We start from the raw sequence: 22061 nt of genomic DNA on the forward strand, positions 1-22061 counted from the left end.
CTAGGATGAAGGGGATGACCACGCATACCGCCCCCTTCAGTCTCCGCAGCATCGCCGTCCCGGCCTTCGGCCCGGCCCTGCTGTTCAGCATCGGCGAGGGAGCGATCCTGCCCGTTGTGGCGCTGTCGGCCCGCGACCTCGGTGCTTCGGTGGCCGTCGCCGCCTTGGTGGTCACCCTGATCGGCCTCGGCTCTTGGCTCTTCAACCTCCCCGCCTCGTTCATCACCCTGAAGTTCGGCGAACGCTGGGCCATTGTCGGCGCCGCGGCCGCGGCCGCCGTCGCCCTTGCCGCCGCGGCACTGGCTCCCGGGATGCCCGGGAGGCTCTGGTTGCTCGCTGGTGCGATGCTCGTCGTTGGTATGGCGGCGAGCGTCTTCGCACTGGCCCGGCAGAAGTACCTGACCGAGGCGGTACCGGTGCTGCTCAGGGCGCGTGCCCTATCCACGCTCGGCGGCGTCAACCGGGTTGGCATCTTTATCGGACCCTTCATCGGCGCTGCAGTGATGCAGTTCGCCGGCATCACCGGCGCCTACTGGGTCGGAGTTGTGGCGATGGCCGCGGCCGCGGCCCTGTCGGTGACCATCCCGGACCTTGTGGCCACGCCGGCGGTGGACGGTGTCCCCGTCCGGCAGGCGACGCTGCGCAGTGTGGCCGTCTCCCACGCCGGGGTTTTCCTGACCGTCGGCATGGGCGTGCTGCTGCTCAGTGCGCTGCGGGCGTCCCGGCAGGTGGTGGTCCCGCTCTGGGCCGAGCACCTCGGGATGGACGCGACCCAGGCGTCGCTGATCTACGGACTCTCCGGTGCCATCGACATGCTGGTCTTCTACCCGGCGGGCAAACTCATGGACCGCAAGGGACGGCAGTGGGTCGCTGTTCCCTCTACCCTCATCATGGGCGCGGCCATGCTGCTGATCCCGCTTAGCTCCGGCTTTGTGGGGCTGCTGCTCGCGGCTCTGCTGATCGGTTTTGGCAACGGGATCAGTTCGGGCCTGAACATGACGCTGGGGGCGGACTTCTCACCGGACAACGGCCGCGGACAGTTCCTGGGCATCTGGCGGTTTATGGCCGACGCCGGCGCCACCGGCGGCCCGGTGCTGCTCTCAGGCGTTACCGCGCTGGCCTCGCTCGGGGCCGGGGTAGCCGCCACCGGAGTGCTCGGCTTCGCGGCAGCTGCGGTCTTCGCCGTTACCATCCCCCGGCTCAAGCACCGGCGCAACTACTGAAGCTACTGGCACCGCGGCGCCGGAGCCCAACTAGCTCGCAGTAAACGTCGTTTTCAGCGCTCAAAACGACCTTTGCTGCGAGCTAGTTGGGGTGCACATGTCGCGGGGCCTCAGCGCAACGGTGCGCTCCGCCGTCGTGCAGCGTGCCCAAACAGCCACACCCCGGCGACCGTGGCCAAGTAGCCGGAAATGACAATCAGTGACGTGCCGGCCCAGAAATAGTTTGTGGTGCTGCTTTCCTGGCCCGGGCCGGGCGCAATCCTCAGCAACGAGTAGCTGGCCACCGCCGCCGCGGCGAGCCCGCCCAGCGCCGGCAGCGCCAGCCACAGCCGCGAGGAGGCCCAGAATATCCCGTAGCCGTCCCAGACGTTCCAGCGCGGCCCGTTGCGGATAATCAGCCAGCCTGCGGGGAGCATAAACACCGCCACGACCAGGAAGGCCGCCACCACGTCAGCGGGACGGTGCCACTGGTTGATCAGGGTGGACACCCCCGTGGCGACGGCGAAGCTGCCGCCGAGGAAACCAGCCAGCGGCCGCCAGCGCGGCGATACCATCAGGAACACGGCGGCCGCAGCGGATGCCGCCAGGGTGGTGTGCCCGGAAGGCAGGGAATTCAGTTCCAGGGTTTCGATCCCGCGGAAGGGCCGGACCGGAACGATGCTTTTCAGGACCTGGGTAGCCACGTTGGCGCCAACGCAGGCTGCCACGGCGATCCCAGCGGCTGCCCAGCGCCGCTTCAGCACGGTGACAACGAGGACCACCACCGTGGCGATCAGCAAGGACAGTGCCGGCAGCCAGTCCAGGAACCTGGTGGCGGCCTTGCCTGCCGCGCCGTGGATATCCCCGGCCTCCACCAGGGCAGACTCGTCAATGAACTGGCCCGTGGTGGTCCGGACAAAGAAATAGTACGTTGCGGCGAGGGCCGCCATGCTGCCGAGGACGGCCAGCAGGAACAGGAACCCCGTTGCCCGGCCCGGGGTCCCTTCAGGAACGTGCCGAGGTGCGGCAGAGCGCGGCCGCGGGTACCCCGAAGCCGGATCCATGCTTGTGCGTTCCTGCCGAAAACTCATGACTATCAGAATCCCATAAATCCCTGCGAAGTATCTGGGACCACCGGCGTGGACCCGCGCGGGACCCCCGGTACAGTAAATTCATGCCCACCCCATCAGTACCGCCGCTGCACGTTCCCGGAGGCCACGGCCCTGCTGAGACGGTGCGGCTCCCGCAACTGGACGAGCTCCTCGCCGGCGCCCATGTGGTGAGCCTGCCCATGCGGGTGAAGTTCCGCGGCATCCTCCAGCGCGAGGCCCTGCTGCTGGATGGCCCGCTGGGCTGGGCCGAATTCTGCCCCTTCCCCGAATACGGCGACTTGGAGGCCTCCCGCTGGCTCCTCGCCGCCATCGAAGCCGGGTGGGAGGGTTTCCCGGCGCCGCTGCGGACCAGCATCCCCGTCAATGCCACGGTCCCCGCCATCGCAGCGGACCGGGTACCGGACATTCTGGCCCGCTTTGGCCGGGTGGACGCCGTCAAAATTAAGGTCGCCGAACCAGGGCAGACCCTGGCGGACGATGCTGCCCGGGTGGACGCCGTCCGCGAGGCGCTCCCGGGTGCGGCCATCCGGGTCGACGCTAACGGCGGTTGGGATGTACCTGCTGCCGTGGCGGCCTTGACGCGGCTGTCCGCCGTCGGACTGGAATACGCCGAACAGCCCGTGCCGGATATCGCCGGCCTCGCCGAGGTCCGCCGGCGCCTGCGCGCCAGCGGACTTCCGGTGCTGATCGCCGCGGACGAAAGCGTGCGCAAGGAAGAGGACCCGCTCAAGGTGGCCCGTGCCGGTGCCGCGGACCTGATCGTCGTGAAGGTGGCGCCGCTGGGGGGAGTACGGCGTGCGCTGGAGATCGTGGCGCAGGCCGGGCTGCCCGCCGTCGTCAGCTCGGCGCTGGACACCTCGGTGGGAATCCGCGCCGGGCTGGCGCTTGCCGCCGCGCTTCCGGAGCTTCCATACGCCTGCGGGCTGGGAACCGTGACCCTGCTGGCCGCCGACGTCACCCGGGATCCGCTGATCCCCGACGACGGCGCCATCACCCTCCGCGAGGTCACCGCCGACCCGGACCTGCTGGCGGAGTACGCCGCCGCGCCGGAGCGCCGCGACTGGTGGCTGGACCGCCTGCGCCGGGTCCACACGCTCCTTTCGGACCGGGGCCGGCCGCAGGTTCACCGGAACGTCACCTAGCAGACGCCTTGAGGTCGTGTTGGGCTGGAAGGGTGGACGGGATCACAGCCACCCCCTCGGAAGGTCGCCCCCATGTCTGTTTCCTCCGGACGCACGTTTTCCCTACTCCCGATGCTCGGCCACACCAAAGGCAAACGCAGCGCCGTCACCTGCGCGCTGAAATGCGACAACGCCTGTTCGGGTGAAGTGTGCAACACCAGCTCGAACAGCTACTTCCGCGACATTGCCTCCGCCACCATGTCCCGCCGCGCCGCACTGGGCTTCGGTGCCGCCGGCGCCTTGGCGATCGCCTTCGGCGGGGCCCTCGGCTCACCGGAGTCCGCAGTGGCCGACGGCGGCCCCGGACTGGCCGCCGCCGCGAAGGACGGCTTCGGGAAGTCCAAGCTGAAGTTCACCGCGATCGCCCCCGTTGATGCCGCCGTCGACGCCTTCACCGTGCCGGAAGGCTTCGGCTGGCAGCCGATCATCCGCTGGGGTGACCCGTTGTTCAACGATGCTCCGGCGTTTGATCTGAATGGCCAGACCGCGGCCGCCCAGGCCCGCCAGTTCGGCTACAACAACGACTACACCGACATCCTGCCGCTGGAGGGTTCCAAGGACCGCCGAGCAGTGCTCTTCACAAACCACGAATACACCAACGAGTCGATCATGTTCCCGGCGTCCCTGCCCGCGGCTGAGGGACGCGCCATCGGCCGCGCCGCCCACGGCCTGACCGTCGTCGAGCTGGAACGCAAAAACAAGAACAAGCCGTGGAGCTACGTCAAGGGCGCCAAGCTCAACCGGCGCTACCTCTCCGACACCGCCTACGAACTCACCGGACCCGTCGCCGGTTCCCCGTTGGTCCGCACCGTGGCCGATCCCGCCGGCCGTTCCATCCTGGGCACGCTGGGGAACTGCTCCGGCGGCACCACGCCGTGGGGCACCATCCTCTCCGGTGAGGAGAACTTCAACGGCTACTTCGTCTCTGCCGGCACCTCGGACTCGGACAAGCGCTACGGGTTGACCAGCAAGCCCACCGCCCGCCAGTGGGAACTCGACGATCCCCGCTTCGACGCCCGCACCCCCGGCTTCGAAAACGAGACCAACCGCTTCGGCTGGATCGTCGAAGTCGACCCCCTTGATCCCACGTCGACGCCGAAGAAGCACTCCGCCCTGGGCCGCTTCAAGCACGAAGGGGCCAACGTCATTGTGGCCAAGTCCGGCCATGTAGTGGCCTACATGGGAGACGATGAACGTTTCGACTACCTCTACAAGTTCGTTTCTGCGCAGAAGTACGTTGAAGGCAACCGCAAGCACAACATGACCCTGCTCTCCGCCGGGGACCTCTACGTTGCCAAGTTCACTGGCGACTCCCCGGCCGGGGAGATCGACGGCTCGGGCAAGCTCCCCACGGACGGCGCCTTCGATGGATCCGGCCAGTGGCTGCCGCTGGTGGTCGGCGGCAAATCGATGGTCGCGGGCATGAGCGTCGAGGAAGTCCTGGTCTACACCCGCCTGGCGGCTGACAAGGTCGGACCTACCAAAATGGACCGCTGCGAGGACGTCCAGCCGAGCCTGCACACCGGCAAGGTCTACGTGGCCTGCACGAACAACACGGACCGCGGCAAGGCCGGCAAGGAAGGCGCCACCGAACCCAACCCGCGCAACCTCAACCGCGACGGCCACATCGTGGAAATCACCGAACGCGGCGACCAGACCTCCACGGGCTTTGACTGGAACCTGCTGTTGGTCTGCGGCGATCCGGCCCAGAATAAGTCCGCCTACTTCAGCGGCTTCCCGGCGGACCAGGTCTCGCCGATTTCCTGCCCGGATAACCTGGCGTTCGACTCCGTCGGCAACCTGTGGATCTCCACCGACGGCGCGCCGTCCACCACGGGCCAGGCCGACGGGCTGTTCAAGGTCACCCTCGACGGCGCCGAACGCGGTCGGGTGGAGCAGTTCCTGGCTGTGCCGCGGGACGCCGAGACCTGCGGCCCCATCGTCCACGATGAAGAGCGCACCGTGTTCGTCGCCGTACAGCACCCGGGCGAGGACGGCTCGTTCGAGGCGCAGAACTCGTTCTTCCCGGACTATGTTGCTGCCGGTACATCGCCCAAGCCTGGCCAGGTGCGCGCCCCGCGCCCCTCCGTGGTCCAGGTCTTCCGTACCCACGACTGACCGCCCCATCCCCTCCCGACGCTCCCGCAGGTTAGGCGGGTTTCGGGCGGACGCTCCCGCACCTTTCGCGGGCATTGAGTCGACGCTCCCTCACGTTGCGCCTTCGGGCGGCCGGACGTGAGGGAGCGTTTGCTGTTTGGGCGCCGGACGTGAGGGAGCGTTTGCTGTTTGGGCGCAGGAGCTGAGGGAGCGTCGGGGGTGTGGAGGAACTGATAATTTGAACAGTGTGAATAATCCGGCCGAAATGGTTGTCCCCAGAGTCCAGGCAGCAATTGCCAGCGCGTTCGGCGAAGAGTACCGCGGCACGGATCCGGTGGTCAGGCCCTCACAATTCGCGGACATCCAGATCAACGCGGCCATGGCGCTGGCCAAGAGGGTCGGCATGCCGCCGCGCGAGGCCGCTGCGAAGATCATCGACGCACTGGACCTGGACGGGATCTGCACGGCGACCGAGATCTCCGGACCCGGCTTTATCAACCTCACCTTCGACGGCACCTGGATCGAAGAGCTGCTAAACGCCGAGTCTGCCGGCACCCCGGACGTGCCGGCCGCGGCGGCCCGGCGCGTCGTCGTCGACTATTCTTCCCCGAACGTCGCCAAGGAAATGCACGTCGGCCACCTGCGGACCACTGTGGTGGGGGACAGCCTGGTGAAGGTCTTCGAAGCGCTGGGGGACACCGTCATCCGGCAGAACCACATTGGCGACTGGGGCACGCCGTTCGGGATGCTGATCGAACACTGGCTGGAGATCGGCGAGGACTCCCGGGCGGCCGCGCTGCTGGTCGATGACCCCAGCGCCTTCTACCAGGCCGCCCGCGCCAAGTTCGATGCCTCCGCCGCCGAGGAGGGCGGCTTCGCGACCCGCGCGCGGCTCCGGGTGGTGGCACTCCAGGGCGGCGACGAGGAAACCTTCGCCGTCTGGCAGCGCCTCGTGGCCCAGTCCAAGCGCTACTTCAACGCCATCTACTCGGTGCTGGGCATCAGCCTCACGGACGACCACATCGCGGGCGAAAGCTCCTACGATGCGCACTTGGCACAGTTGTGCCGGGAACTTGAGGACCGCGGCCTTGCCCGGATCAGCGACGGCGCGCTGTGCACCTTCCCGGCGGGCTTCACCGGCCGTGACGGGGAGCCCATGCCGCTTATCATCCGGAAGTCCGACGGCGGCTACGGTTACGGCACAACGGACCTTGCCACGATCCGCTACCGGGTCCGCGAGCTTGCGGCAGACCGCGTCCTGTACGTCGTGGGCGCGCCGCAGAACATGCACCTGCGTATGGTCATGGCCACAGCCCGCGACGCCGGCTGGCTGCCCGACACGGTTGAGGCCGTGCACGTCCAAATCGGCAACGTGCTGGGGGAGGACGGGAAGATCCTGAAGTCCCGCTCCGGCGCCCCGGTCAAACTAATGGCCTTGCTGGCGGAAGCGGTAGACCGCGCCCGCGCCGTCATCGACGCCAGCCGGCCGGAGCTCACCGAGTCCGAACGCGCCCTGACCGCCCGTCAGGTGGGTATCGGCGCGGTCAAGTACGCGGACCTCTCCGTGGGCCACGACACCGAGTACGTCTTTGACTTCGACCGGATGCTGGCCCTCAGCGGCAACACCGGCCCTTACGTGCAGTACGCCGCCGCCAGGATCCGTTCGATCCTGCGCAAGGCCGGCGTCCTCGAGCAGTACGCCGTCACCAACACCAACACCGGCACGGGCACCGATACCGACGGCGGAACGACGGCCACCCCGATCGCCGTCGTCGAGCCCGCCGAACGAGCACTTGCCCTGCACCTACTCGAATACAGTGCCGCGCTGAACAAGGTTCGTGAGGTACTGGAACCGCACCGGCTGTGCACCTATCTGTTCGAGCTCGCGCAGCTCTTCACCACCTTCTACGACCAGTGCCCGGTGCTAAAATCCGAGGACTCGGTGCGCGAGTCCCGCCTGGCCCTGTGCGCCGTGGTCCTGGGCCGCCTGTCCGAGGGCCTGGACTTGCTGGGCATCGAGACGCCGGAGAACATGTGAACCCGGACGAACTGACGGCGCTGGATTCCGCCCGGATCGCTGTCGCTGCACTCCTGCTCGAAGGGGTCCGCTACGTGGTGGTGGCGCCGGGCTCGCGCTCTGCACCAATGGCCTACGCCCTGGCCGAGGCAGACGCGGCGGGGCGGGTGGAGCTGCTGGTCCGGATCGATGAGCGCGACGCCGGCTTCACGGCGCTCGGGCTGGCCCTCGCCACCGGCGCACCCGCGGCCGTGCTCACCACGTCCGGAACCGCCGTCGGCAATCTCCTGCCGGCCGTGATGGAGGCAAACCACGCAGCCGTCCCCCTGGTGGTGATTTCCGCCGACCGTCCCGTGGAACTCCGCGGGACCGGCGCCAACCAAACCACCGCGCAACTGGACCTCTTCGGCGAGCATGTCCGCTTCGCCGCGGACGTGCCCGCCGGCGACGACCCGCGGCGCGCCGTCGAGACCGCCCTCAGCGCCGCCACGGGAGCCTTTGCGGACGCCCCGCCCGGACCGGTGCAGCTCAACCTGGCCTTCCGTGACCCCTTGGTTCCGGCTCCGGGCGACAGCCTGCCGCCCGAGTCCGGCCGCCGGGTATACCGGGCACCCCGCGGCCCGCTGGCCCTCGATTTCCCCCCGGTCGCTGACAACCTGCCCGAACGGCGGACAGTGGTGCTCGCCGGGCACGACGCCGGCCCGGTGGCCGAAGCCTTTGCCCGCGCCCATGGCCTGCCGCTGCTGGCAGAGCCGTCCTCCAATGCCCGGTTCGGACCAAACGCGGTGGGGCCCTACCGGCTCCTGCTGGCGGCTTTTGGCCCGGACTCCGGGCAGCCCATCGAGCGGGTGGTGCTCTTCGGCCGGCCGACCCTCTCGCGGCCGGTCAGCGAGTTGCTGGCCCGCGCGGACGTCCCTTCTGCCCTGTACCAACCGGTTCCGGTGGCCTGGTACGAGCCCGGCCGCCGAACCGAACTTCCACTCGAGACCCTGGCGGACCTGGCCGAGTTTGCCGGCCGGGGCTCCTCCGCCTGGCTGGATGCCTGGCTGCTGGCCGGGGCCGCCGCCCAACACGCCGTCGACCTGGTCCTGTCCGGATCCGCCGCTGCCACCGGTCCCGCCGTCGGCGCGCTGGTCTGGGAGCATTCGCGCGGACAGCTTATGCTCGGCTCCTCCAACGGCATCCGCGACGTCGACCTCGCCGGCGCGCCTGCCCCCGAGCCCGGTGCCACGGTCTACGCCAACCGCGGCCTCGCCGGAATCGACGGCACGGTGGCCACGGCCACTGGCATTGCCGTGGGCGGAATGCAGGCCACCACGGTGCTGCTGGGTGATGTTACGTTCCTGCACGACGCCGGCGGGTTGCTGCTCGGCGCAGGGGAAGAGGAGCCTGCGCTGCGGATCGTGCTGCTCAACGACGCCGGCGGCGCGATCTTCGGGCTCCTGGAGCACGGCGCCGTCGAAGCCGCGGGCCGCTACGGCACCGCCGTCGAACGACTATTCGGTACTCCGCACAGCGTGGACATCGCCGCACTGGCGGCCGCTTACGGAGTTGCACACCGTTCAGTCAGTACGACGGCGGAACTCGCCCGGGCGCTGGCCGAGCCGTGGGCGGGCCGGGTCATCATCGAGGTGCGCACGGACCGTCGCGGACTGCGGGAGCTGCACACACGCATCAGGGCCGCAGTGGGCGACGCGGTGGTAGGAGTGATCGCCGCGGAATAGGCGGGCGGCCGTCGCGGCCGGACTGAAATGCGTCAGGCGGGACGCCCCGCGCTGCGACGGCAACGGCGATGCCTTACGACGCGGAAAAGTCCCGTCGCTTCCGAATTCCGGTAGCGACGGGACTTTTGCGCAACGTGGGGCGAAATCCCGGGCGGGCCGCCTAGAGGACCCGGCTGAGGAACTCCTTGGTGCGCGGGTGCTGCGGGTTGACGAGGATCTCGCGGGGGTCTCCCGTTTCCACCACAACACCGGCGTCCATAAACGTCAAGCGGTCGCCGACTTCGCGGGCGAAGCCGATTTCGTGAGTCACCACGATCATTGTTATGCCTGACTTGGCAAGGTCCTTCATGACCTCCAGCACGTCGCCCACGAGCTCGGGGTCCAACGCGGACGTGGGCTCATCGAACAGCATCAGCTGGGGGTCCATCGCCAGGGCCCGGGCGATTGCCACCCGCTGCTGCTGGCCGCCCGAGAGCTGGGACGGATAGTGGCCCGAATGGTCCGCAAGGCCCACGCGATCCAGCAGTTCCATCGCCCGCTTTCGCGCGGAATCCCGGGACTGGCCCTTGACCTGGACCGGCGCCTCCATGACGTTGTAGAGGGCGGTTTTGTGCGGGAACAGGTTGAAGCGCTGGAACACCATGCCGATCTCGCGGCGCTGGGCCGCGATCTGCTTGGTTTTGAGGTCGTGGAGCCGGCCGTTGACTTCGCGGTAGCCGATCAGGTTCCCACCCACGGAGATACGGCCCGCGCTGATGGTCTCCAGCAGGTTCACGCACCTCAGCATGGTGGATTTGCCGGAACCGGACGGGCCGATGACCACTGACACCTCGCCTTGGTTCACCTCCAGGTCAATGCCGCGCAGCACGTGGTGCTGGCCGTAGAACTTATGGAGGCCTTCGATCCGCACCAGCGGTTCCTTGGTGGCCGTCGTCATTTTGCCTCCTCCTCGGGAGTGTCCTTCTTCAAGGCCGGCTTGGCCGCGCCGCTTGGCGCACCGGCTCCGGCGGCCTTTGCTGCCGCCGGGTTGATGGCGGCCGGGGCAAGGTTGTCCACGCCCTTGCCGTAGTAGGCCTCGATGAAGTGCTGGCCAACCATCAGCAGGCTGGTGATCACCAGGTACCAGATAGCCGCCACAATCAGCAGCGGCACCGGAAGATAGGTCCGGTTGGCCAGGGTATTCGTGGCAAATGTCAGGTCCAGGGTGAACGGCACGGCCAGGACGAGAGAGGTCGTCTTAAGCATGCCGATCGTTTCATTGCCGGTGGGTGGCACAATCACCCGCATGGCCTGCGGCAGGATGATCCGCCACATGATCTTGGTCTTGCCCATGCCCAGGGCCTCAGCGGCTTCCGCCTGGCCGCGGTCCACTGACTTGAGGCCGGCCCGGAAGATTTCCGCCAGGTAGGCTGACTCGTTCAGGCCCAGGCCCAGGATGGCCGCGACAGTGACAGTGATGACAGTGCTGGTGTCCACGCTGAACCACTCGGGTCCGAACGGGATGCCGGCGGTGATCTTGGGATACAGGACGGAGATCAGGCCCCAGAAGACCAATTGGGTGTAGACCGGAGTGCCCCGGAAGAACCAGACCCAGGCCCAGCTGGACCAGCGGAAGACCGGGTTCTCCGACTGGCGCATAAAGGCCAGCAGGATGGCAAGGATGATCGCCAGGACCATGGAGGCCACTGTGAGCACCAGCGTCCAGCCGATGCCCTGCACTACCTTGATATCCAGGATGTAGGTCCCTACGATATCCCAGCGGAAGTTGCTGTTGGTGACCAGGCTCTGCAGGAACAGGGCGAGGACGGCGAGGATGATGATGGCGCTGATCCAGCGGCCCGGATGCCGAACGGGCACCGGATGGTTCAGTATTACCGGGGCGTCGAGATCTTCGTGCCTACTGCCCAGTTGCGCGCCTGGGGTGTGGCCGGTTGCGGGAAGACTCACGAGCCGGCCGCCGGGTTGACCTCTGACTTGGTGATGGCGCCTTCGGCGTTGCCCCAGCCTTCGAGGATCTTCTTGTACGAGCCGTTCTCGATGAGCTGGGCGACGGTCTTCTGGATGACCTCGGCCAGGGCCATGTCCGACTTGGCCACTGCGATCCCCTGCGGCGCGGCGTCATAGACGTCACCGATCTTTTCGATCTGGCCGTTGGTCTGGGTGACGGCGTAGCCAGTGATCGGCGAATCGGCTGCCATCGCATCGACGCTGCCGTTGACCAGCCGTGTGGTGATGTCCGTCTGGTTCTTCAGCGTCACGACGTTGATGGGCTGCTTGCCGTCCGCTTCGCACTTTTTGTTACGGTCCGACAGGTCCGGATCTTCCTGGACGGTACCGGTCTGCACGCCGACGGACTTGCCGCAAAGATCATCCAGCGAGACTTTTTTCGGGTTGCCCTTCTGCACGGCCCAAGCGGTACCGGCGTTGAAGTAGCTGACCATGTTGACAGCGCCGAGTCGCTCCGGGTTGATCGTGAAGGAGGAGATGCCGAGGTCGTACTTCGGGCCGAGGGCCGGGAGGATGCCGGTGAATTCGGACGTCTGGACCTGGACCTTCAGGCCCAGGGTGGCGCCGATAGCCTTGGCAATGTCGACGTCGTAACCCACCGCGGTCTGGCCGTCGTTGCCGAGGAATTCCGCGGGGGCGTAGGTGGTGTCCGAGCCCACGGTCAGTGTGCCCTTGGACTTGATCGCCTCAGGGACCATGGCCGCCAGGGCGTCGTCCTTTTTGACAGTGGTGGGGTCGAAGCTTTCCTTGGCACTGCCGGACGCGGACGGCCCGCCGGTGGTGCCGGTCTCGGAGGCATTGGTGCAGGCCGTCAAGGCCAATGCGCTCACCGCGAGGACCGTGGCGGCCTTCAGTGCGGGGTTGCTCAGGAGTGAACGGGAGATCTGCATTTGATTACCTTTTTGTTGCTGGAGGGGTACGTAAAGAGGCCGGGTTATAGTGTAACGCCGAACATGAGATGTGCATCACAGGAAACTAAGTTTCACTATTGGATAACTAAACGAGACCCAAAAGCAAGATTCCCAACGCCAGATCTGTCTGTAATCCCGGATTTTTGCCGACCGGAACGCCGCCGTCGCCCGGTCGCTGCGCGCCGGTCGCTGTGCAGAGTCGCCGCGCGGCGTCTAGCTGCCGATGCCGAGCGACTCCAGCATGGGACGGAACTTCGCCCAGGTTTCGGCGAGCTCCATGTCCGGAACGGAGCCCTCTACAATCCCACAGCCGGCATAGAGCCGGACCGTCGCCGGGGACTCAATGACGGCGCCGCGCAGCGCGATGCCCCATTCGCCGTTGCCGGCCGCATCGAGCCAGCCGACCGGCCCGGCATAAGGACCGCGGTCCAGGTGCTCAAGTTTGCGGATCAGGGCGCCGGCCACGGTTGTCGGGGTGCCGCACACAGCCGCCGTCGGGTGCAGGGCATTGATCAGGGCCAGGCTGGTGGGCACATGGCCCTCCACCTCGGCCAGTTCCGCCTTCACATCAGAGGCCAGGTGCCAGACGTTCGGAAGTTCCAGGATAAACGGTTCGCTGTGCGCGTTCATGGCCTCGGAGAAGGGCGCCAGCTGGGTGGTCAGCGACTGGATCGCGATGTTGTGTTCGTGCCGTTGCTTCTCTGATCCGGCCAGCACGCGCTCGGCAAACTCCAGCGGGGAGCCGGCCATGCCGTCGGCGTCGCGGCGGTCCAGGGTGCCGGCCAGGACGCGGGCCTGTGCGGTGCGGCCCTCCACCTGGATCAGCATCTCCGGGGTGGCACCCACCAGTCCGTCCACACCGTAGGTCCAGCATTCGCGGTACCGGACGGCGAGTTGGCGCAGGATCTCGGCGGCACTCACACCGGCAGGAACGGTGGCGACAACGTCGCGGGCCAGCACAAGCTTCTCCAGCGCTCCGGTGCGGATCTCCGCCACACCGGCCGCCACGGCCGTCATCCATTCGGCCTCGCTCAGCGAACCGGTGCTCAGCGTCGCCTCAACCGGCGCGGCGTCTGCTCCGGCAGCTGTTGCCGGCACGACGACGGGCGCACCGAGCCAGCGCTCCAGCGCGGCGCGTGCGCCGGCCTCGGTGAGGTCGGCGTCGTCGAACGTCAACTGCGTCAGCCAGGCCTTGCCGTCGCGCAGTCCCACAACGATTTCGGGCACAATCAGCCGTGAGGCGTGCGCGGAGGTTTTGGAGAAAGCGAAGGAGCCGAAAGCGACGGGACCGGTGCCGGGCCATTCCACCCGGTCCTCGATTTCGGCCTCGATGACCAGGTGGCGCCACCAGATGTCCGCCTCGAGGAATCGCTCCGGGCCCGTGGCGGTAAACCGGGCCACCTCGCCGAAACCAACGAGTCCGGCTTCGCGCCGCGTCCAGCAGAGCAGGTCATCCCGGACCATCAGCGACGGTACGCCCCCGGGGAATGATGCTGCATCGAGGGGGACTGTCAAGGTTCGGAACGTGCTCGTCATAGTGAGACAACACTACTCCCGCCTCCGCCGGGGGCCCTGTTCAGAGCGTGGTTAGTGGGTGTGCCGAACATTTGAGACAATGTCAGAGTGAACCGAGCATCCTTGGATAAGCGTCCGGACGAAGTAGCCACAATGTTTGACGACGTCGCGCCCAAATACGACGTCGTTAACGATGTCCTGTCGATGGGGCAGACCCGGCGTTGGCGCAAGATTGTCGTCGAGGCCATGGGTGTGAAGGCGGGCCAGCGGGTGCTTGATCTCGCCGCCGGCACGGGCACCTCCAGCGAACCGTATGCCGACTCCGGCATCGACGTGATCGCCTGCGACTTCTCGCTCGGCATGCTGAGGGTCGGCAAGCGCCGGCGCCCGGACATCGATTTCATTGCCGGTGACGCCACGCGCCTGCCCTTCGCGGACAACACCTTTGATGCCAGCACCATCTCCTTTGGTCTGCGTAACGTCAACGAGCCGAAAAAGGCCTTGGCCGAGATGCTCCGCGTCACCAAACCGGGCGGCAAGCTGGTCATCGCCGAGTTCTCCCAGCCTGTTGTCCCGCTGTGGCGCACCATGTACACCGAATACCTGATGCGCGCACTTCCCGCGATCGCCGTCAAGGTTTCCTCCAACCCGGATGCCTACGTCTACCTCGCAGAGTCCATCCGCGCCTGGCCGGACCAGGACCACCTGGCCGCGTGGCTGCAGGAGGCCGGCTGGGACAACGTCACCTACCGCAACCTCAGCGGCGGCATCGTCGCCGTGCACCGGGCCGTTAAGCCCGGCCCTGAAACAGGTCCCGGCGCGGGCGCCGCAGCACTGGCAAACCACACCGGACCCGTGGCGAAGCTGCGCCGCAACACCCGGCCCGCGCGTTAGTTCGCCGCTGCCGTGAGAGTACTGATCGTCGGAGCCGGTCCGGCCGGGTCCACCGCCGCCTACTACCTGGCCCAATCCGGCATCGACGTCACGGTCCTGGAGAAGACCAGTTTCCCCCGCGAAAAGGTCTGCGGCGACGGGCTCACCCCCCGGGCCGTCCGCGAGATCCAGAAGCTTGGCCTGCCGCACCCCGAAGCGGAGGGCTGGCGCCGCAACAAGGGCCTGCGCCTGCTTGCCGGCGGGCGCAGCATCGAACTTCCCTGGCCCGAGGTCTCCGATTTCCCGCAGTACGGGCTGATCCGGACCCGCCTAGGCTTCGATGAGGAACTGGCCCGGCACGCCCAGTCCGCGGGCGCCGTTGTGCTGGAACGGCACAGTGTCACCGAGGCGCTGCGCTCCGACGACGGCCGCGTCACCGGGGTCCGGGCCGCGCTGCTGGACGATGCCGGGCGCAAGACCGGCGAAACCCGTGACTTCAGCGCCGACGTCGTCCTCGCCGCGGACGGCAACTCCAGCCGCACCGCCGTGTCCCTGGGCATCCGGAAGCGCGATGACCGGCCGCTCGGCGTCGCCGTCCGAACCTACTTCACCAGCCCGCGGCACAACGACGACTGGATGGAAGGCTGGCTGGAGCTTCCGGGGCGCGACGGAAAGCTGCTGCCCGGCTACGGCTGGGTGTTCGGCGTCGGCGACGGCACCTCCAACGTTGGCCTCGGCATCCTGAACTCGTCCAAGGAATTCGGCAAACTGGACTACAAACAGGTGCTGCGCGAATGGACCGCGGGCATGCCCGCGGAGTGGGGATTCACCCCCGAGAACCAAGTGGGCGAGATCCGCGGCGCCGCCCTGCCGATGGGCTTCAACCGCACCCCGCACTACTCGCCGGGGCTGCTCCTGCTCGGCGACGCCGGCGGTATGGTCTCCCCGTTCAACGGGGAGGGCATTTCCTATGCCATGGAGTCCGCCCGTTTCGCTGCCGAGTTCATCATCGACGCCGCCGCCCGCTCCGCATCAGCCGGCGGGACAGACGCCGACGCGCACCTCGCACGGTATGCGGATTACGTGCGGGACCAGTGGGGTTCGCACTTCACCCTGGGCAGGGCCTTTGCTGCCCTGATCGGCAAGCCGGCTGTGATGAAACTGGCACTGCGGACGGGCATGCCCATCCCTGTCCTAATGCGTTTTGTGGTGCGTTTGCTGGCCAACCTGACCGATCCCGCGGCCAAGGGTTTCGAGGACCGTGCCATCCGGGTCTTGGAATCGCTGGTTCCGGCAACGTCCAACCAAGGCCATTCCGGCGCTGACGCTTCACCGCATTCCAGCGCCAACTCCGCGGATTCCGCAACAAAAGTTAGGGTTAACCCGTGATCAACTCTGCAGACCAAAGCTGGACGCACGCCGGGCACGGCCTGCCGAGCTCGGAACCCGACCTCAACACCACCGCGATCGCCACCGGTTTGCAGCTGCCGGCGGGCTTTGCCGCGATTGCCGGGGACGCCGACCTCGGCCCCGCGATCACCACCAACCTGGCCCGGGTGGAGAAGAAGCTGCGTGAAGCCATTGCCAACTCTGATCCGCTGGCCGATGCAACGTCGCGCCACCTCGTGGAAGCCGGCGGCAAACGGATCCGTCCGCTGCTGACCTTGCTGTGCGCGCACCTGGGTGACGCCTCCCGGCCGGCTGTGGTGCAGGCCGCCGTCGTCGTTGAGCTGACCCATCTGGCGACGCTCTACCACGACGATGTGATGGACTCCGCGCCGTTCCGCCGCGGGGCCCCCACCGCGCATGAGGTCTGGGGCAACTCCGTCGCCGTGCTGACCGGCGACCTGATCTTTGCCCGCGCGTCCATCCTGGTCTCCGAACTTGGATCCAGGGCGCTCGGCATCCAGGCCCGTACCTTTGAGCGGCTCTGCCTGGGCCAGCTTCACGAAACCGTTGGCCCGCGCCCGGACGAGGACGCCGTGGAGCACTACCTCTCGGTCATCGCGGACAAAACCGGCTCGCTGGTGGCCGCTTCCGGACAGCTGGGCGCGATCTTCTCCGGAGCCGATGAAGCCTACGAGCCGATGCTGGTTGAGTACGGCGAGAAAGTGGGTGTGGCCTTCCAGCTTGCCGACGACGTCATTGACGTCACCGGCGTCAAGGTCAAGTCCGGCAAGTCCCCGGGCACCGACCTGCGCGAGGGTGTGCCGACGCTTCCCGTCCTCCTGCTGCGGAAGGCGGCCGCGAGCGGCGACCAGTCCGCCGTCGAGCTCCTGGAGCTCATCGACGGCGACCTCAGCTCCGATGAGTCCCTCGCGGCGGCGGTCGCCGGCCTCCGGGAACACGCCGTGACGGCGGAATCCTGGGTGGTGGCACGTGCCTGGGCCGACGAGGCGATTGCGGCCCTGGCGCCGCTGCCCGAGGGTGTGGTGAAGAGCTCGCTGGCCAGCTTTGCGCTGGCCGTGGTGGACCGCGCCAGCTGATCGTGCCTGCGGCCTGCTGCCTGCTGATCCTGGCTGCCGGCAGCCGCACCCGGGCTGCCCCGGATTAAACGGAATGGCCCCGGTTCCTCACAACGTTTTAGGACATCCGTTGTGCCGAGCCGGGGCCATTTCTCCGTTCGCATCAGATTCACCGGAGGCATTTAGTGAACCCAAAAACGAGCTTATGACAAAAATGTCATGCTGTCTAGCGTGCCTGTAAATCGTTTGTCACGAGATGTTGAGGGCTTGTCCGGGCCGAGGTTCCCCCTTCAAGCTGGACCGCGGGGGCAAGTGCGGCACGCCGGACAGTCCTGCCAAAGCTGGGGAGAATTGGCGGCTGGACCGGAACCGGTGCCGCCTAGTCCTCGTCCTCGTCGTTGAAAGCCCACTCGAACATGTCAAAGACGAACTCGGAGAAAGTGCCTTCCTCGCTCTTCCACTGGCCGCGGGCGTTGTTGCGGCGGTACACGATCGGGTCCGGAACGCTGAGGTCGCCGACCCGGAAACCCCAGGTGAACTGTTCCTCCTCGTCCTCAAGGAACATCAGGAAGCCTTCGTCGTCAACTTCGAGCTCTTCGGGGTCCCAGAAATAGTGGTACGCCTCCATGATGTCCTCGCAGCCGCCGACGGCGAGGTAGAACTCCCGAAGGACCAGCGGAACCTGGAACTGGTGCTCGGCGAGGGCCGCATCCACCTCATCGGCCGGGAGGCCATCCTCTTCCTGCCATTCGTCTTCGAGATACTTCGGAACAAGCGCGCGGAACTTCTCGAGGAACATGTCAGTCATGGTTCTTATCCTAGCTAATCCTTGGCCCCGCCATCCGCTGTGTCCAGGCCGAGCCGGTGCCATCCGCGGACCGCCAGCGGGACGTGCCACTGCCGCCGCCAGGCCGTGACCCGGAAGGCGAAGACGACGGCTGCCACGGCTCCGCCGGTTGCCGCGTTAAAGGTGCCGGTGACGGAGAGGACCATGGTCAGGGTTGCGCCCGCAAAAGCAGGCAGCGCATAAAGATCCTTGGGGTCGAACAGCTGTGGAACCACATTGGCCGTGATGTCCCGGAGCAGGCCGCCGCCCACCGCCGTCGTGACCCCTAGGAGCAGCGCCGCAACGGGGTGCATCCCGGCTGACAAGGCCTTGAGGGTGCCGGTAATGCAGAACAGCGCCAGTCCGCCGGCATCAAAGAGGACCAGTAGCGAGGTGAAACGCTGGACGCTGGAGAACAGGAAGTACACCAGCACGGCGGCGAGCAACGGTGGCACCAGGTATGCCGGGTTGGTGAATGCGGCGGGCGGTCCGGCGTTGATGATGATGTCACGGATGACGCCGCCGCCCAGGCTCACCACGGAGGCCAGCAGCAGGGAACCGATGATGTCGAACTGCTTGCGGGCCGCGAGCAGGGAGCCGGAGACCGCGAAGAAAAAGACACCGGCGAGGTCCAGCCAGACCAGGACAAGGCTGAAGGAAAGAGTCATGGAGGGTCCCGGTCGAGTCTCGTGAGGGCGGATAGGGCGGCTCCAAGGTTACGCTAACGGCTATGAATAGCCCCATCCTGATCGCCTGCGCCCACGGCACCTCCAGCACCGCGGGCGCCGCCGAAGTCAACGCCCTCCGGGACGGGATAGCCGCGCTGCGCCCGGGGCTCGACGTCCGCGAGGCCTATGTCGATGTCCAGGACCCCGATCTGCCGGCCGTCGTCGCGGGCCTGCCGGCCGGGGCGACCGCCGTCGTTGTTCCGCTGCTGCTAAGCGTCGGGTACCACGTCAAGGTCGACATCGCCCGGGCGGCGAAGGACCGCGCCGGCACCCGCGCCGCCGCTCCGCTGGGACCCGATCACCGCCTCGCAGCCCTGCTGGACCGGCGGCTGCGGGAAGCCGGCGTCACCGACAACGACGCCGTGGTCCTCGCAGCAGCGGGTTCCTCCGACCCCACCGCGGCGCAGAACGTCGAGGAACTCGCGGGCCAGCTCCGCACCCTGCGTTCGAACCGGATCGTGGCCGCGTACGGCTCGGCCGCGAAGCCGTCAGTGCCTGAGGCTGTGGCCATGCTCCGTGCGGAAGCTGCAGGCGGAGTAGGCGCGGGGGAGTCCGCCGGAGCAGTGGACCTGGGTGGCCGCGTGGTCATCGCCGCGTACCTGCTGGCCCCGGGATTCTTCCACGACCAGCTTGCCAAGGCCGGCGCTGACCTGGTGACGGCAGCACTTTTGCCGTCACCGGTGCTCGCGGAAATTGCCTTGGAACGCTACGATGCCGCCCTCGCGGCAGGCACCTGAACCGGCTCCGCCAGCGCCGTCGCAATGGCCCGGGAGGGCGCCGGAATTCTGCCCCGGACATACACAGCGGCAGTGCCACTTCAAGGCTCGCCGATGCTTCGTGACGATTTGTTGCCCAAGGTGACCCCGCGTTTCTGAGCCTTTGTGACGTCATTACGGGCCGCCCTACAGTCGATCCATGACTGATACAGCTCTAGCCGGAGCGTCCCCGGACCAGGCTGACCCAAGCCGCACCAAGCGCCCCACCTCCCGCCCCGCCGCAAAGCCGCACGGGCAGTGGAAAGTCGACGGCACCGCGCCGCTGAACGCCAACGAAACCTGGAAGCAGGAAGACAGCGGCCTGAACGTCCGCGAGCGCATCGAGTCCGTCTACGCCAAACACGGCTTCGATTCGATCGACGGCACCGACCTGCACGGACGCTTCCGCTGGTGGGGCCTCTACACCCAGCGCAAGCCCGGGATCGACGGCGGCAAGACCGCCACCCTTGAGCCGCACGAGCTCGAAGACAAGTACTTTATGCTGCGCGTGCGGATCGACGGCGGCGCGCTGAGCACCGGACAGCTCCGTGTCATCGGCCAGATCTCCGTCGACTTTGCGCGCGGCTCGGCCGACCTCACCGACCGGCAGAACATCCAGCTGCACTGGATCCGGGTCGAGGACGTCCCGGAGATCTGGCGCCGGCTCGAATCGGTGGGCCTGTCCACCACCGAAGCCTGCGGAGACGTTCCCCGCGTTATCCTCGGCTCCCCGGTCGCCGGCATCGCCAAGGACGAGATCATCGACCCGACGCCGCTGATCCACGAGCTCGCCGAGCGCTTCATCGGCGACCCGGAACTTGCCAACCTGCCGCGCAAATTCAAGACCGCCATCACCGGCCACCCCAGCCAGGACGTGGTCCACGAAATCAACGACGTCGCACTTGTGGGCCTGGTCCACCCGGAGCTCGGGATCGGCTACGACCTTTGGGTGGGCGGAGCGCTCTCCACCAACCCCATGCTGGGCAAGCGGCTGGGCGCGTTCGTCCGCCCGGATCAGGCGGCCGACGTCTGGCTCGGCGTCACCAGCATCTTCCGCGACTACGGCTACCGGCGGATGCGCACCAAGGCGCGGCTGAAGTTCCTGCTGGCCGACTGGGGGCCGGTGAAGTTCCGCCAGGTCCTCGAGGAGGAATACCTCGGCTACCAACTCGACGACGGCCCCGCCGCGCCCAAGCCGTCCAGCCCGGGGGACCACATCGGCGTGCACGAACAGAAGGACGGCAGGTTCTTCATCGGCGCCACCCCGCTGGCCGGCCGGCTCTCCGGCAGCCAGCTGGTCACGCTCGCTGACACCCTGGAAGCCCGCGGCTCGCGGCGGCTGCGCACCACACCGCACCAGAAGCTCGTGGTCCTCGACGTGGCCAAGGACCAGGTGGAACCGCTCGTCGCGGAACTGGACGCCTTGGGCCTCTCCGCCAGGCCCTCCGTGTTCCGCCGCGGCACCATCGCCTGCACCGGCATCGAATACTGCAAGCTCGCCATCGTCGAAACCAAGGTAACCGCGGCCACCGCCGTCGCCGAGCTGGAACGCCGCCTCGCCGACCTCGTTGAGTCCCGGCAGCTCCCGCAGGCACTGTCGCTGCACATCAACGGCTGCCCCAACTCCTGCGCCCGGATCCAGACGGCCGACATCGGCCTTAAGGGCATGATGCTTCCCACACCCGACGGCGACCCCACCCCGGGTTTCCAGGTCCATCTTGGCGGCGGGCTGGCTTCCCTCGACCGCGAGGAAGCGGGCCTGGGACGCACCGTCCGCGGCCTCAAGGTCACCGCCGGGGACCTGCCCTATTACGTGGAGCGTGTGGTCCGGAAGTTCGTGGCCGACCACTCCGAGGGCCAGACGTTCGCCGAGTGGGCTTTCGCCGCCGAGGAGGGTGATCTGCAGTGAGCCCCCAACCGCTGCGCAGCCACGAGGAGCTTAGGATCCTCGCCGAGTCCGGTGCCGCCGAGCTCGGCTGGGACGCCGCGGCGCGGGAGGTTATTGCCTGGGCGGCGCGGCACTTCGAGCTGCCCGCCGTCGCCGTCGCCTGCTCCATGGCCGACGCCGTCCTCCCCGCGCTCGTCTCAGACCAGCTTCCCGGCGTCGACGTCCTCTTCCTGGAGACCGGGTACCACTTCCCGGAAACCTACGCGACGCGCAACGAGGTGGCAGCGAACCTGCGCGTTAACGTCGTCGACGTGCTGCCGGAGAACACCGTGGAGCAGCAGGACCGGCTCCTGGGCAAGGACCTCTTCGCCCGCGACCCCGCCCAGTGCTGTGCGCTGCGCAAAGTCGCGCCGCTGCGCCGTACCCTCGCCGGTTACGAACTCTGGTTCACCGGCGTCCGCCGCGACGAAGCCCCCACCCGCACCAACACCCCGCTGGTCAGCTGGGACGAAACCAACGGCCTGGTCAAGGTCAACCCGGTCGCCGCCTGGAGCTTCGACCAATTGGTCCAGTTTTCCGACGACAGTCTCCTGCCCGTCAACCCCTTGCTGTCGCAGGGCTACCCGTCCATTGGCTGCCAGCCCTGCACCCGCAAAGTGGCGCCGGGTGATGACCCCCGCGCCGGACGCTGGGCAGGAACCGACAAGACAGAATGCGGACTACACGTATGAGCAATGTTGAGACTTTCGTGGCCGGCTAC

General features: G+C 67.4%; 18 protein-coding genes. 11 read left to right on the top strand and 7 right to left on the bottom strand.

Annotated features, from left to right (window positions below; all coding sequences use genetic code 11):
• Positions 1-14: 14 nt before the first annotated feature.
• The gene (locus tag QMG72_RS07885) at positions 15-1223 is read left to right on the top strand and encodes an MFS transporter (protein WP_282358589.1); all 1209 of its coding nucleotides are present in this window, start codon (positions 15-17) and stop codon (positions 1221-1223) included.
• A gap of 110 nt (positions 1224-1333) precedes the next feature.
• On the opposite strand, the gene QMG72_RS07890 is transcribed toward QMG72_RS07885, so the two are convergent.
• Positions 1334-2293 (bottom strand): phosphatase PAP2 family protein, encoded by a 960-nt coding sequence (locus tag QMG72_RS07890; protein WP_283480211.1) that lies wholly within the window; start codon positions 2291-2293, stop codon positions 1334-1336.
• A gap of 83 nt (positions 2294-2376) precedes the next feature.
• Between QMG72_RS07890 and QMG72_RS07895 the strand changes: the two genes are divergently transcribed.
• From QMG72_RS07895 to menD, 4 genes are all read left to right on the top strand, one after another.
• Positions 2377-3456, top strand: coding sequence for an o-succinylbenzoate synthase (locus tag QMG72_RS07895; RefSeq protein ID WP_282358587.1), 1080 nt, complete (start codon positions 2377-2379; stop codon positions 3454-3456).
• 72 nt (positions 3457-3528) lie between these two features.
• Positions 3529-5613, top strand: a complete 2085-nt coding sequence (locus QMG72_RS07900) for a PhoX family protein (protein WP_282358586.1) — start codon at positions 3529-3531, stop codon at positions 5611-5613.
• A 244-nt stretch (positions 5614-5857) separates the two neighbouring features.
• Positions 5858-7630: an arginine--tRNA ligase gene (gene argS / locus QMG72_RS07905; protein WP_283480212.1), complete on the top strand. Its 1773-nt coding sequence runs from the start codon at positions 5858-5860 to the stop codon at positions 7628-7630.
• Entirely contained in the window at positions 7627-9333 is a 1707-nt protein-coding gene (gene menD, locus QMG72_RS07910; protein ID WP_283480213.1) for a 2-succinyl-5-enolpyruvyl-6-hydroxy-3-cyclohexene-1-carboxylic-acid synthase, read from the top strand. The genes argS and menD overlap by 4 nt, the downstream gene beginning before the upstream one ends.
• 160 nt (positions 9334-9493) lie before the next feature.
• On the opposite strand, the gene QMG72_RS07915 is transcribed toward menD, so the two are convergent.
• The 4 genes from QMG72_RS07915 to QMG72_RS07930 form a co-directional block, all read right to left on the bottom strand.
• Positions 9494-10270 carry an amino acid ABC transporter ATP-binding protein gene (locus tag QMG72_RS07915; RefSeq protein ID WP_283480215.1) on the bottom strand — a complete coding sequence of 259 codons (777 nt, stop codon included), beginning with the start codon at positions 10268-10270 and terminating at the stop codon, positions 9494-9496.
• Entirely contained in the window at positions 10267-11190 is a 924-nt protein-coding gene (locus tag QMG72_RS07920) for an amino acid ABC transporter permease (protein ID WP_283480217.1), read from the bottom strand. Before QMG72_RS07920 ends, QMG72_RS07915 begins: the two co-directional genes overlap by 4 nt.
• A gap of 86 nt (positions 11191-11276) precedes the next feature.
• The gene (locus tag QMG72_RS07925) at positions 11277-12230 is read right to left on the bottom strand and encodes an ABC transporter substrate-binding protein (RefSeq protein WP_283480218.1); all 954 of its coding nucleotides are present in this window, start codon (positions 12228-12230) and stop codon (positions 11277-11279) included.
• A gap of 234 nt (positions 12231-12464) precedes the next feature.
• Positions 12465-13787, bottom strand: coding sequence for an isochorismate synthase (locus QMG72_RS07930; RefSeq protein ID WP_226775709.1), 1323 nt, complete (start codon positions 13785-13787; stop codon positions 12465-12467).
• Positions 13788-13874: 87 nt separating this feature from the next.
• Here QMG72_RS07930 and QMG72_RS07935 point away from each other — a divergent pair, with 87 nt between their 5' ends.
• The 3 genes from QMG72_RS07935 to QMG72_RS07945 are packed head-to-tail and all read left to right on the top strand — an operon-like array spanning position 13875 to position 17125.
• Positions 13875-14660 carry a demethylmenaquinone methyltransferase gene (locus QMG72_RS07935; RefSeq protein WP_283480219.1) on the top strand — a complete coding sequence of 262 codons (786 nt, stop codon included), beginning with the start codon at positions 13875-13877 and terminating at the stop codon, positions 14658-14660.
• 12 nt (positions 14661-14672) lie between these two features.
• Positions 14673-16028, top strand: a complete 1356-nt coding sequence (locus QMG72_RS07940; RefSeq protein ID WP_283480220.1) for a geranylgeranyl reductase family protein — start codon at positions 14673-14675, stop codon at positions 16026-16028.
• Positions 16025-17125, top strand: coding sequence for a polyprenyl synthetase family protein (locus QMG72_RS07945; RefSeq protein ID WP_226775705.1), 1101 nt, complete (start codon positions 16025-16027; stop codon positions 17123-17125). The genes QMG72_RS07940 and QMG72_RS07945 overlap by 4 nt, the downstream gene beginning before the upstream one ends.
• Positions 17126-17483: 358 nt before the next feature.
• Here the strand turns inward: QMG72_RS07945 and QMG72_RS07950 are convergent, their stop codons facing one another.
• Positions 17484-17912, bottom strand: a complete 429-nt coding sequence (locus QMG72_RS07950) for a hypothetical protein (protein WP_226775704.1) — start codon at positions 17910-17912, stop codon at positions 17484-17486.
• 14 nt (positions 17913-17926) lie between these two features.
• On the bottom strand, positions 17927-18598 hold the full coding sequence (locus QMG72_RS07955) for a trimeric intracellular cation channel family protein (RefSeq protein ID WP_282358575.1): 672 nt from the start codon (positions 18596-18598) through the stop codon (positions 17927-17929).
• 62 nt (positions 18599-18660) lie between these two features.
• Between QMG72_RS07955 and QMG72_RS07960 the strand changes: the two genes are divergently transcribed.
• The 3 genes from QMG72_RS07960 (at position 18661) to QMG72_RS07970 (ending at position 22032) form a co-directional block, all read left to right on the top strand.
• On the top strand, positions 18661-19395 hold the full coding sequence (locus tag QMG72_RS07960) for a sirohydrochlorin chelatase (RefSeq protein ID WP_283480222.1): 735 nt from the start codon (positions 18661-18663) through the stop codon (positions 19393-19395).
• A 178-nt stretch (positions 19396-19573) separates the two neighbouring features.
• Entirely contained in the window at positions 19574-21322 is a 1749-nt protein-coding gene (locus tag QMG72_RS07965) for a nitrite/sulfite reductase (protein ID WP_282358572.1), read from the top strand.
• On the top strand, positions 21319-22032 hold the full coding sequence (locus QMG72_RS07970; RefSeq protein ID WP_282358571.1) for a phosphoadenylyl-sulfate reductase: 714 nt from the start codon (positions 21319-21321) through the stop codon (positions 22030-22032). The genes QMG72_RS07965 and QMG72_RS07970 overlap by 4 nt, the downstream gene beginning before the upstream one ends.
• The last annotated feature ends 29 nt before the right edge of the window (positions 22033-22061 follow it).

Source organism: Pseudarthrobacter sp. PH31-O2 (assembly GCF_030063265.1).
Classification (GTDB): domain Bacteria; phylum Actinomycetota; class Actinomycetes; order Actinomycetales; family Micrococcaceae; genus Arthrobacter.